At 50.9% G+C, this 12,339-nt stretch carries 10 protein-coding genes; 3 read left to right on the forward strand and 7 right to left on the reverse strand.

The window, feature by feature from the left end:
• The first annotated feature begins 40 nt into the window (after nucleotides 1-40).
• From AFL22_RS19080 to AFL22_RS19090, 3 genes are all read left to right on the forward strand, one after another.
• Nucleotides 41-247, forward strand: a complete 207-nt coding sequence (locus tag AFL22_RS19080; protein ID WP_010244885.1) for a type II toxin-antitoxin system MqsA family antitoxin — start codon at nucleotides 41-43, stop codon at nucleotides 245-247.
• Between the two features lie 171 nt (nucleotides 248-418).
• Nucleotides 419-1,840: a M24 family metallopeptidase gene (locus AFL22_RS19085; protein ID WP_052271941.1), complete on the forward strand. Its 1,422-nt coding sequence runs from the start codon at nucleotides 419-421 to the stop codon at nucleotides 1,838-1,840.
• 75 nt (nucleotides 1,841-1,915) lie between these two features.
• Nucleotides 1,916-3,961 carry an FUSC family protein gene (locus AFL22_RS19090; RefSeq protein ID WP_052271942.1) on the forward strand — a complete coding sequence of 682 codons (2,046 nt, stop codon included), beginning with the start codon at nucleotides 1,916-1,918 and terminating at the stop codon, nucleotides 3,959-3,961.
• A gap of 212 nt (nucleotides 3,962-4,173) precedes the next feature.
• Here the strand turns inward: AFL22_RS19090 and AFL22_RS19095 are convergent, their stop codons facing one another.
• The 7 genes from AFL22_RS19095 to AFL22_RS24575 all read right to left on the reverse strand — a co-directional run bounded on the left by AFL22_RS19095 (nucleotide 4,174) and on the right by AFL22_RS24575 (nucleotide 11,167).
• Nucleotides 4,174-4,509, reverse strand: coding sequence for a gamma-glutamylcyclotransferase family protein (locus AFL22_RS19095; protein ID WP_022625647.1), 336 nt, complete (start codon nucleotides 4,507-4,509; stop codon nucleotides 4,174-4,176).
• Between the two features lie 224 nt (nucleotides 4,510-4,733).
• Nucleotides 4,734-5,450 carry a fimbrial assembly chaperone gene (locus AFL22_RS19100; protein WP_052271943.1) on the reverse strand — a complete coding sequence of 239 codons (717 nt, stop codon included), beginning with the start codon at nucleotides 5,448-5,450 and terminating at the stop codon, nucleotides 4,734-4,736.
• Nucleotides 5,416-6,741: a fimbrial usher protein StbD gene (gene stbD / locus AFL22_RS19105; RefSeq protein ID WP_033771784.1), complete on the reverse strand. Its 1,326-nt coding sequence runs from the start codon at nucleotides 6,739-6,741 to the stop codon at nucleotides 5,416-5,418. The genes AFL22_RS19100 and stbD overlap by 35 nt, the downstream gene beginning before the upstream one ends.
• 4 nt (nucleotides 6,742-6,745) lie before the next feature.
• Nucleotides 6,746-9,307 (reverse strand): fimbrial outer membrane usher protein, encoded by a 2,562-nt coding sequence (locus AFL22_RS19110; protein ID WP_052271944.1) that lies wholly within the window; start codon nucleotides 9,305-9,307, stop codon nucleotides 6,746-6,748.
• A complete protein-coding gene (locus tag AFL22_RS19115; RefSeq protein WP_010670151.1) occupies nucleotides 9,279-10,025 on the reverse strand; it encodes a fimbria/pilus periplasmic chaperone in 747 nt (248 codons plus the stop codon). The genes AFL22_RS19110 and AFL22_RS19115 overlap by 29 nt, the downstream gene beginning before the upstream one ends.
• Nucleotides 10,026-10,082: 57 nt before the next feature.
• Nucleotides 10,083-10,628, reverse strand: a complete 546-nt coding sequence (locus AFL22_RS19120; protein WP_010670150.1) for a fimbrial protein — start codon at nucleotides 10,626-10,628, stop codon at nucleotides 10,083-10,085.
• A gap of 20 nt (nucleotides 10,629-10,648) precedes the next feature.
• A complete protein-coding gene (locus AFL22_RS24575; RefSeq protein WP_228379710.1) occupies nucleotides 10,649-11,167 on the reverse strand; it encodes a LuxR family transcriptional regulator in 519 nt (172 codons plus the stop codon).
• Nucleotides 11,168-12,339: the final 1,172 nt, after the last annotated feature.

Raw genomic sequence — 12,339 nt, forward strand, 5'->3', positions numbered from 1 at the left:
GGCTATGCTTATCTGACAGGCTTAACAGGAGAGTCATGGTATGAAGTGTCCGGGATGTGAAGGAGAGGCGTTTGTGTACGCCACGCGCGACGTCAGTCTTAATACGGGTAATCCGGAGGACGTTGTGCCAGATGTGAAGGGCGATCACTGCATCCGCTGTGGAGCGGTGATTATGAATGCCGGAACGTCGGAGTTATATCCCGAAAAGGCTGAAGCGCTGGAGAATGCAGGCGTGCCCATCAAATAACACAGAGAGCCCGTTTAGCGCGGGCTTCTTTGTCTCTGTTACAGGTGAATGTCCCTCTTTTGATAACACGCAACGAGTAAGTTGTGTGATTGTGGCACCCTAGAGGCTAAACCTCAGGTTTACCCTGGGAACGGAAATCAAACCCCGTCAATCTGGCCACTGGAGTGCGTTATGGATGCCAATCGCTATGCCCTGGAAACAATCCCGTCACCGCCGGCATTTCCCGGTGCTGCCAGCCCTGTGATATCTGATGAAACACTGCATCGCCGTCTGGCCGCCATTATTGAGCGGATGCAGCAGCAGCAGATTGCGCAACTTATTATCTATGCCGACAAAGAGCACGGCAGCAATTTTGAGTATCTGGCGGGATTCATTCCGCGCTTTGAGGAGGCGCTGCTGGTGGTGACTCAGCAGGGCGAGCTCACCTATATCATGGGCAATGAGAACCTCAAGCTGGTGCCGTTTGCCCGCAATCCGGGACGCTGTCTGCATGCGGCGGTCTTTTCTCTGCCCAACCAGCCTATGCGCGGGGCGCAGCCCCTGGATCAGCTGTTAACAGAGGCAGGGATAGTGGCGGGAGAACGCACCGGGCTGGTGGGCTGGAAGTTATTTACCGGCAGGCAGCAAGGGATGTTTGATCTGCCGCAGTTCATCTATGCCGCGGCGGCGCAGGCAGCGGGCGGCGATGCACAACTGGTAAACGCTACCGGATTGTTTATCTCGCCTGACAACGGTGCACGCTGCGTTAACGGCGCCGATGAAGTGGCGTTTTATGAGGCGGGGGCCAATCTTGCTTCAACCGCGATGCTGGCTGCGCTGGATAGCGTAGCGCCGGGCGTCACAGAGAAGGTATTAGGCGCACGTCTGAACGCAGAAGGGCAGCCAAACACGGTGGTGACGATTGCCGCGACCGGCGATCGTTTCGCCCTGGCCCGGCTCTATCCGTCTGATAAACGAATTGCGACAGGCGATAAGCTTTCTCTTACCACCGGCTACAAAGGCGGGCTGACCAGCCGCTCGGCTTACGTGGTCAGTGACGCTTCTGAGTTACAGTGTAACGTCTCTGACTGGCTGACCCGGCTGGCGATCCCCTATTATCATGCGGTGGTAAGCTGGCTGGAGCAGTTGCGGATCGGGATCGCTGGCTGCGAACTCTATTCGCTTATCGAAACGGTGCTGCCGAAAGCGCAGTATGGCTGGCATCTTAATCCGGGGCATCTGGTGGCTGACGAAGAGTGGCTAAGCTCGCCCATCTATCCCGATTCAGCCGTGACACTGAAAAGCGGTATGCTGCTGCAGATTGATATTATCCCGTCGGTGCCGGGTTATGGCGGCTGCAGTATAGAGGATACGGTCGGACTGGCGGACGCGGCATTGCGTGATGAGCTGGCGCGTCGTTTTCCCGATCTCTGGCAACGAATGACTCAGCGCAAAGCGTATCTGACAGACGTGCTGAAGATTGAGATTGCCGAAGAGGTGATTTTGCTCTCGAACACGGTAGGCTATCTGCGCCCTTTTTTACTGGATAAGCGCCGTGCGCTGGTGCGCCAGCAGGGGCTTAACCGGCCTGATGCGGCCGGTAATAATTTGTAAAATTTAACTGAGAGTAAAACGCAGGCGCTTCTGTCAGGATACGCGCCTCAGAAAGTTCCTGGTTGCTCTCATTCGATGAAATGGTTTACCAAAAACGCGGTTTTGTTTGCCTGCAAAACCTCCTTTGCCGCGTTTATCGCACTCTCTGTGGCGCTCGTTCTTAACTTCGAAAAACCCGCCTGGGCGCTCACCACGGTATTTGTCACCTCGCAACTCTATGCAGCATCGACCGTCTCGAAATCGCTGTTTCGCCTGCTGGGCACGCTGCTGGGCGGCATCTTTATTCTGCTGATCTACCCCGAAACGGTACAGTCGCCAGTGTTGTTCAGCCTGTGCGTATCGCTGTGGGTAACGGTTTGCCTCTGGCTCTCTCTGCATGACCGCACGCCGAAGAGCTATATCTTTATGCTGGCCGGCTACAGCGCAGCGATTATGGGATTTCCTGACGTGGAGTCACCGTTGGCAATCATCAACACCGTAGTTTCACGTATTGAGGAGATTACGCTGGGCATCCTTTGCAGCACGCTGGTTCACCGGCTGGTGTTTCCGGTTTCGATGCATCATCTGCTGGGGCAGAGCGTTAATCTCTGGTTTCAGAACGCGCGCAAACTCTGTGATGAACTGATCAGCGGAATGGCAAAGAACAAATCGCTGGAGCGCGAAGATATCCTGATTCAGATGGCGGGTTATCCGTTGAATGTTGAAACGCTGCTGACCCACTGCGTCTATGAGGGCGAAGCGGCGCGTAATGTCATCCGTCTGGTCAGCGTACAGTATCAGCATCTGACTTATCTGCTGCCGACACTGACGGCGATTGAGTCACGGCTGGGTGTGCTGGCCGAACTCAATATTCGTTTTCCGCCGTGCGTCACCGACGTGTTTCAGCAGTTCCTGTTGTGGCTGCACCACGATCGGATTAACGATATTGCCGGACTGCGTGAAGCGATTGCTGCCAGTCAGGCAACCCTGGAGCACGAATGGCGGGCCGGGCTGCTGGCAACCGAAGAGAGCCTGCTGCTGATTGGTCTGCTTGAGCGGCTGGCTAACTTTGTGCGCATTGCCGATGCTTATGAGAATGTCAGTGCGCGCGCAGGGGATCTCTACAGCCACGGGGATGGGGCGGCGATCCGCAATATCCGGGAACACCGGCATATCGACAAGGGACTGTTACGGCTGTCCGCGCTGACGGCATTTCTGGCGACCTTCCTCTCCAGCCTGTTCTGGATCGGCAGCGGCTGGGCCGATGGGGCGAATGCACCTCTAATGGCGGCGATTATCAGTTCATTTTTTGCTGGTGTCGATTCCCCGGTAACGCCGATGAAGCTGTTCGTGAAAGGGGTGATGATTGCGCTGGTGGTCAGCCTGTTCTACATCGCTTTTCTGATCCCGCAGGCCAATACCTTACAGGCGCTGATGATCATACTGCTGCCCGGTCTGATGCTGCTGAGCCTGGTCATTGCCAATCCGGCGACCAATCTGGTAGGGCTGAGTGTCGCCATTCAAATCCCCGGTTTTATCGGCTTAAGCCATCACTATGTCCCCAATCTGATCGTCACGCTGAATGCGGCCATCTCCTCGATGGTGGGGATTATGTTTGCGGTGGTGCTGACGGCGTTGATTCGCAACAAACGGCCGTCATGGATCGCCAGAAGAGCGGTGCAACGGGGACTGCGCGATCTGTTAGGGTTTATTAAAATGGTGGAGCGCAATTCCGCCACGCTACTGTCACGGCAGCAATTTATTGCGCGGATGCTCGACCGGGTGAATATCATTCTGCCGCGTAAAAGGCTCGATCCGGTGCCGGATATCGTGGTGGGGGGGTATCTGATTACTGAAACCTGGCTGGGCGCCAACTGTTATGACTTCTACGCACGTTATCGTGAGGTGCTGGAGAGTCATCAGATTGATAGTGGTCAGATGTTTCACGAGCTGGCGCTATACCTGAAGCGCAAGATGAAGTCGCTGCAGTTAGCGCCACATCAGGATCTGCTGGATGAGCTGGATCTGTTGCTGCTAAGACTGGAGCCGATCGCCCGAGAGGAGAGTGTGGCTGTTGCGCCCTTAATCCATCTGTTTAATATTCGGGTATCACTGTTTCCACATCAGCGCTGGCCAGATTAACCCGGTATAACAGGGCTGGCTGGCGGGCTAAGAGAGCGCTTGCCGGGACCAGAGCGGACGACCTTGTTTTAGTTACATCATACATTAAATCTTAATTAGATTGAGAATCAGGCAGCGTGCCCGTATATATTGTCTGACAGGAAAATAGGGTCAGCAGACAATAAGAGCAGGGCGCGCGCATCTCACTGCAGGAAAAGTTCAGCGGTAATAGCTCAGCGGCTTTCCTGCGGCTGAAGCTGATAAATCCACGCACTGTATTGCCGATTATCCTCGGCAGAAACGCGAACCTCAACGCGATCGTAGCCATCTTCAAACGCATCCAGCATCGGCCAGTGGGCGTCCAGCTGGTCGGAGAGAAACAGATAACCCGGCACGTCGGGCCCATGCTCATCCAGAACGATGCCCGGAAAATCAGCCGCTGCGCCCCAGCCGCGCTGATAGAAGGTACCGTTCACCGAACCGGCCAGCCATTCTCCGCCAATATTTTCCAGGATATGGGCATTCTCGCGTCCCGGACAGAGCGTGCCATAGACAAATAAGCGTTTCATTTTTTCTCGTCGTTGAAACAGTGGAAGCCAGCAACTCTAGCGCGGCTAAAATGGATTGTCTTGCGGAACTGCCTCTTGAGCCTCTCAAAACGCCATGCGTAGGTAAATTCTGCGTACTGCCAGCCCCATCAGATGCGCAGAATTCATGTAGCGACGCCCTGGACTGCCGCAAAAGGTCAGATTTATGTGCACTATGCCTGTCGGCAGATGGCACTCCCGTCCGGTTACTTCAAGGTTGTCGTGTAGTTAACCGGAATCCCCTGGTCATTGATCACCGCATAACTCACTGACTCACCGGATTTAGGCGGAGTGTGACTGTCAATGTAAGCATCAGATTGTGGGGCAAGAGTGAGATTTTTTATTGATGGCTGACCTTCAGAATAGACATTCATGCTCATGAACCAGGGAGTAGGGTTGGTTATGGCGATTTTATTTCCCTTTACCGCGAAACGGAGCTTTTCCGGATCGGTGGTCAGCGGGGCGTTTAGTCCCTCAGGCCGTATAAAGATTTTTAGCCGGATTCGCAGCGGTAACACCACTTTACGTTCAGCCGCGTTAAGCTCTTTTTTCAGCGCAGGGATCTGATAAATATTTAACCAGTAGAGGCTCTCTTTGTCCGCGGGCAGCGCCTGACGTGAAGTGAGTACCAGACGCAACGATCGCATTTCTCCCGGATACATTTTTACCACCGGCGGTATGACTATGACGGGCGTGATGCTGGCGTCGGGTGAGAGAGTCAGGTCACCGTCATCTGTCCAGATTTGCAAATACGTTTCGTTTCCGCCGCTGTTGACGACGTTAACAGACTGGCTCAGATCCGATTGATTGAAAACGATCCGGGTTTTATCCACATTGACCACCGCCCAGACGCTGAATGAGAGCAGGACGCCAGATAACACAACGACGTTACTGAAAACTGACCACAACCTGTAACTGCGCATTGACTGTTCCTGCTGTAATAGTTTGCCCGCTGAGCGCTTCAAGAGAGGCGGTGAAATCACCACTGTAAATATCAGCGCCTCCTGAGGAGATTTGCGACGTTAAATCTTTATAGGCATACCAGCCACGGCTGTTGCCCGTGCCCGTCACTGTTCTGTCAGGCAGTAAATTGAGCGCCATATTATGACTGTCATAAATTTTTATACCGACGCCGGAGGCGGCAGCGCTGCTACCATAGTGGGTATCCAGCAGCCAGGTTAACCCGCCGCCAGCTGTAGTCAGCCCCAGATTTCTTGCCTGCGTTACCGCATTTGACTGGTTAACGAGAAAGCCCATAGCGACATTTGCTGACGTGATCGTCGATGTACTGGTGCCGGAGATGGCACCGGACTCGCACTGGATAGTGATAGTAAAAGGAGCCTGACTTTTCCCGCCCGCGGCAAGGGTATTCACGCTTACGGTAGGCAGCAGCACCACCGAAGGATAATCCTGGACTTCGCATAGCGCGCCACGCACATAGGTGACATTTGAGAAGGTGCTCCATGCAGCGGGCCAGTTACGGTAAAAACCATACCAGTAAGAGAGACTATCCTGGCCCACTTTCAGATTATTGGTATCCAGCCCGGGTCCTTTAAAAGCAATATATCCGCGAGGTTGTGTCCAGTTGTCCACATAGCGATTGCTGTTGCTGGCGTAATAGCGCGTAGAGTCTATTTTAAACATTTCATACAGCACATTGCTGAAAGCACTGGCCGGAATATAAATATAGGTGCCATCAGAATACCAGTCACTGGCTGTCAGCTGTCGGGCTTTCCAGTAGCGACTGTAATATTCGCCGGTTGTCAGGTTAGTTAGCCTGACGGCAACATTTGCAGCGACATCATAATAGGCGCCGTCCACTTCAGAGGTAATATATTGACCGGCATAGGGGCTGTCGCCATTGGTGGCATACATCTCATACAAACTGTCTGCATCTGCCACGGCGCAGCGGTAAAGAATCTGGTTAGCTGAGTAGGAAACATTGCTGGCCGATGACAGAAAGCTGCCTACCGAGCTGGCCAGCAGTGTGCCAGAGGGCTGGAAGGTCTTTCCGCTATTGATGCTGATCACAGATGGCAGGCCCACATTCCCTGAGCAGGTGTCGCAAGCGCCGGTCCAGTAGGCGGCGGTATAGCCTGCTGCAATCGCGCTTTGAGACAACGAGGATGTGGCGGTAACAACACTGCAATTAGCCCAGGCGGGCACATTGAACAGCAATAATAAGATATACAGGAAATATTTTTCGATTCTCACACGATTAACCCTTATGGCAGACAGCATCCAGGCGAACAATATTCTCATTCACGCGACCGGTTATTTGATAATTAACAAAACATGTTTTATTGCCCTTATATTCCCAGTTTACCTTTAAGGTTCCAGAGTCATGCGGTACACGTGCATATAATTGACCACCCTGGCCCACAATACCTATCACGGTATTATCAGCATCACGGACCTCGGTGCCCATTGGCGGGATTTCATGATCTTCATTTTTGAGCGCGATTAAGACGGCCTTACCCTGCAGCGTGGCAAAATTAATTCGGGTAACGGAACCGGCATAGGGCACAACGCGCTGGCTTCCGCCGCTTAATTCGGCATCAGCATTCATATAGCGTGTATCAAGGCTGACGGTGTTGGCCTGATATGGCGTCAGCGACGGCAGGATAGCGTAACCAAAATGATCAATGACGGCACCCTGACCATTGCGTACGCTGGCGCCCTGGGCACCATCCGCATGGATAAGCGCAAAAGTGTCGCTGGTATAAGGTCCGGCGGTGACGCCGCCGCGATGAATCAGCAACGTACCAGAAAGCCCTAATCCAGCCTGGCGATAATTATCCCCCTGACCATAATTCGCTCTGACCGCGCCTGCGCGCGTATTCTGCTGAATATTTCCGCCGAACGAGACACGGTGGCCGCTGTTACTTTGCGTATTTTCGGTTCCGCCATACAGGGACCAGGATCGCTGATTGTTCTCGCCAGATGAACCGGTCAGTGAGAGCGTCGAATTGCGCGTTTCTTTAGACTGGTTGTAGTTATAGGCCACTGAGGTAGTGTGATTGCCCCAGTTCAGCGGAACCGAGACATTCAGTGAAACGGTATTTTCGGTATATTTCTCGCGGTATGCGTTATCACCATCGTCCAGGTTCAGCCCGAAACGATCATAATTCCAGGTAGTACGCTGACGGGCAACGTTGAGACTGTAACTGATGTTATTCCAGCTGTTGCTGTAACCTAACTGAAGCTGAGTAATACGTGACCGGTTATTATAGTAATCCGCCGTGCTGCCGCTCAGGCTGATTAAGCCATAATCGGCCATTGACTGACTCAGGGTCACAGAAAAATTATTACGCTGATGCAGCGTATCTGAATAGTAACTGATGCCATTGTCCTGCTGGCGCCGAACGCCCAGCACATCCTGCAGGTCGCGATAACCGCTGGTTGAGTAACGATAGGCGGCCAGGACCAGGTTGGTGCCGGTAGCAAAGGTTTTGCTGTAGCTCAGCTCGGCGCGCCATCCCGAAGCATTTCTGTTCTGTGCGACCTTTGCATCAGAAAAGGTGGTGTTTAATCCCACTGCGCCCGCTGCCGAAGTCCAGACACCGCCAAGCAGCCAGGCCTGATAGTCCTGAGCCAGCCGCGATCCTGCCGTAGCGGTCAGTCGGTTACTGATACCGCGCTGCAACAGCCCTTCGAAGAAGGTGTTATTAACTGAGTAGAATTGCCGTACCCGACCCAGTGCAACCGAGTAATGCCAGTTTCCCGGCCTGACCGAATCAGGCACAGAGGCATAAGGAACGGTAAACGAGGACGTTTTGCCATTGGCTTCAATAATCTCAACATCGAGATCGCCCTGGCTACGGGTATTGTACAAATCGTTGATCACGAAGGGACCAGGCGCCACGCTGGTCTCATAAATAACGCGATTCAGTTGTCTGACGATAACCCGGGCACTGGAGGAGGCCACACCGCGAATTTCGGGCGCATAACCACGCCGGCTTTGCGGACGCATCCTTTCATCGGTAGTGAGCTTAATGCCATTATAAGAAAGGCTGCCAAACTGCGAACTTTCTGTATAGCTGTCGCCCAGTGTCAGCAGACTGTTCAGCGGTTCAATGGGGCGCTGAAGCCAGGTTCTGACCGTTGTGTAGCGAACATCGCTGCCGGTAACGTTATTGTCGATAAACCGCAGATTGCCCTGATGGCGCAGCTGCCAGTTATCAATATTAGTGCCCGCCGTGATGCCACTCCAGAGATACTGGTATCTGTAACCGGAAGCGCTATTTTCCGTCCAGCTATAATTGGTGTTATGCCGGATGAAAAGGGCGGAGATCCCTTTATCCCTTTCGGCGACGGGAATATTTCCCCTGGGCAGATGAATTAACTCCGCATCCGGAATGGTGAACTGCAGCCGCAGTGAAGCCTGATCAAATTGCCAGCGGGCCGCTGATGACCAGTGACGCAAGGGCTGACAGCCCTCGCTGGTTGAGGATTTATTCAGTGACTTAAGGCTTAATGATTCAGCCACCGTCAGCGGGAGACAAGGTTCTATCGGCTGACCTTTCTCTGCTGACAGAAAGTTCAGGGTGACGCCGCTTTTAACCAGCTTATTGTTAACATAGATATCGACATAATAGTTGCCGGGAGCGATAGTCTGATGGTTAAACTGATCAATATTCTGGCCAAAGGCGGAACCTTTAAACAGCGAAGGATCGAAATAGTACTCATCAGCGTGTCCATACGTTGAAAAAGTAAATGATGCACAGAGAGGCAAAAAAAAGATGCGGATATTACCTGCCTGCAATCGGATAGTCTTCACTGACTTTAGCTCCCTGGTCATTCATTGCTGAAAGAGAAATCACGCTATTAGCTGATAAAGAGTGCGTTGCCGGTTTACACCTGACTATTTTTTTGGCAAAGGGCGCAATCATTTCGGCTTCGCAGGCTGTTTTTTTGCCTGCTGTTTTTATTGCAACTTCTGTAAGTGAGAGATACCAGGGTTGAGTGTTGTTGATTTCAACCCCCTCTTTTTGCATCGTTACTTTTACACCGTCGAAAACATTAACCGGCTGACCAATCGCTTTAGGACGATAAAAGAGTTTCATGCGGTTACGTAACATTAAAACAATACTGTTACGGCCTGATTCCGCCTGAATATTACCGGGGGGGATCTGCAGGGAGTTGAACCAGTAAATCGTCTCGCGATCCTGTGGTAATGAGACATTAGGTATGAATCGGATTCTTAAAACCTGGCCGGTCAGAGGCTGGATCCGAAACAGCGGTGGCGTGATAATAAAAGGCACGTCACTCTTATCGCCAGGTTGCGAATCCATATTGCCATTATCAAGCCAGGCCTGAATGACATAAGGAATATTATCGTTGTTCTTTAACTGAACATCGACGGAGAGAGCATTACCCGGATAAATAATTCGGCTGCCAAGAATAGTGACGCTTGCCTGGACGTTATCCGAAATAAACGTCATCAAAAAAATCAGTATTACCATTTTTAATGGGAACAGCATAATGCGCGAATACATGTCGGATATCTCAAGCGTGGCGTGCGTATCTGGCTATCCAGATACGCACGAAAAATATTACTGGTAAGTCACGGCATATTGCAGTGATGCGGTAACGGTACCCGCCGTTGGCGTGCCTGATGCGTAATAACGGGCAGAGTAGGTGGCAGAGCCAGAAGTTTCACCGGTCTGCAGTGTCAGATCACCGCTGCCGGTATAACCACTGGTCAGATTAACCACCGCATCTTTCGGATCGAGGATTTGTACCTCAACATTTTTTGCGGTTCCGGTGTTAGATAAATTACCGGCAGCGCTAACGTTATTCCCCACAAACACCGTCGAGATTTTGGTGGCCGAGGTACTGTCCCCGGCGCAGCCGCTAACGCCCACGGTGAAGGTGGTATCACCCGCAGTTGCACCAGAGGCAGCAAGGTCCGAAGTACTGACCGTTGGCAGCAGCACGACAGGGGACGCATTGTTGCCATTTACGGAAACAGAACAGGTTTCAGTGGTCACTTCTCCCTGAAAGTTGATGGTGTTATCTGAAGCTGCAAACACGCTGGCTGACACCAGCCCGGCACTGATTAACACAGCAAGATTAAGCGTTCTGAATTTGGTGTTCATTTAATACTCCTTTATCATAATTATGCGGAAAATAACTGATTGAGGCTGATGCCCATTTTCCGGCGAATGGCATCTTTGATGTTATAAACACGCTTGACTTCAATCCCCATTTCTCTGGCAATAATCGGCAGTGACAGCCCGTTCATCGCCAGATCAAGGAACCGAACTTCATCCTGTTTAAGTGCATTGACTTTTTTCCTGACCTCGCCTTTTAAACCGAAATAACAGCCCTGGATTTGTCTGTTTATCTCCTCCAGGGACAGGTCGGCATAAATCACAGTTTGTATACGCAGGTCCTCTTTTTGCCAGTACGCCGCAAGCGGCTCCATATGGCGATCACTGACGATAATCAGCATTAATCCCGTATGTTTCAAATACTCAATCCAGTTGCTATTGGTAAAATACCTGACATTTTCCCTGGAGAAGTCAACGAATACACATCCTCTGCAAAAGAGGCTCTCATATTTTCCAGCGACCATGCTGAGTATGGATGAAGAGAAAAAATGATTCCCTCCAGGCCAGGTGGTAATTTTTTGCAACGGACATCTGTTATAAATGTCTGAAGCGCGATGGGTGAGATCACAGCCATATTTACAACTGGCGCAGCGAATTTCCTCTCTGGTTATCTTTATCATAATATTTTGGCGTTGTTGCGAGAGTTGTGATTATTTTATCGATAAAAATCTCCGCGTTTCAAGGCGATGAAAATTATCCGCTATTTTCTTCATTCGGATTTTTCTTAAGGGGTCACCTCCACGGGCGGGAGTAATATTTGTTGAAAATTCGGGACAAAAAGGGCGACGACGCCCTCAGCAGTGCTGAGAGACCAGGATTTTTTTACGTCCGTTAGGAATATTTCGCAAATAACGCCACTTTGATCAATAAAAATTCCGCACTCAATGCTAAATATGAGCGAATTTTGTTCAGTGATCAATTTTGTATATAGCGGCCACTATGATGGCATTGATAAATGATTTTTTACTGACTCTATTATTGCTTTCTCCCTTACTTCATTGAAACGATCTGCATTTTAAATGGCTTTTATAAAAAAATTAGCGACGATATTTATAGTTCGCATCCCATTTTATTAAGAATACTCCTGGTAACAAAGATGTTAATTGACGCACTTGCTATAAATATTGATCTAAATCAGTTATTTAGTGCATGGAAACATCACTATTTTAGTCAGTGTCATTAAAAGAAAAGAGATCTATATTTATTTCTTTCCCGGGCGTTATCATTCAGATTTTGTATACGAAGAATCATTCTTGCTGTGCGAAATTTACGTTCTGCTTTTTTGACAGATTATACGAGATAGTTATTGGATGACAGGACAGAGCAGGGACGTTACACCTCATTTTGCGTGTCGCTGATAGTGCTGAAAACGACCGGATGTCACTGACTCTTATTTTCAATGCTCAGGGCAAAAGCATCACTGCGCTGCGGTGACTGCCTTGCAATCGCAATGCGAATAGCCGGTATGAGTCCGGCTGACCAGACAGCCAGCAGAAAGCTGACTCAGGCTTTCTTGATCATTACAGGATTAACCTGGCAAGGAACGGAGTGAAGAAAGCGTAGTTACACGTGGACGCGTTTACGACAATTTAATGGTACGCAAGGCAGACAACGAGGATGAACATAAAGCGGTGATGCACATAGGCGCCTCTACAGCATTTTTGTGGCGACAGCCCTGATGAATGCGCTAATTTTC

This window comes from Pantoea sp. CFSAN033090 (assembly GCF_001264395.1).
GTDB classification, from domain to species: Bacteria; Pseudomonadota; Gammaproteobacteria; order Enterobacterales; family Enterobacteriaceae; genus Pantoea; species Pantoea agglomerans.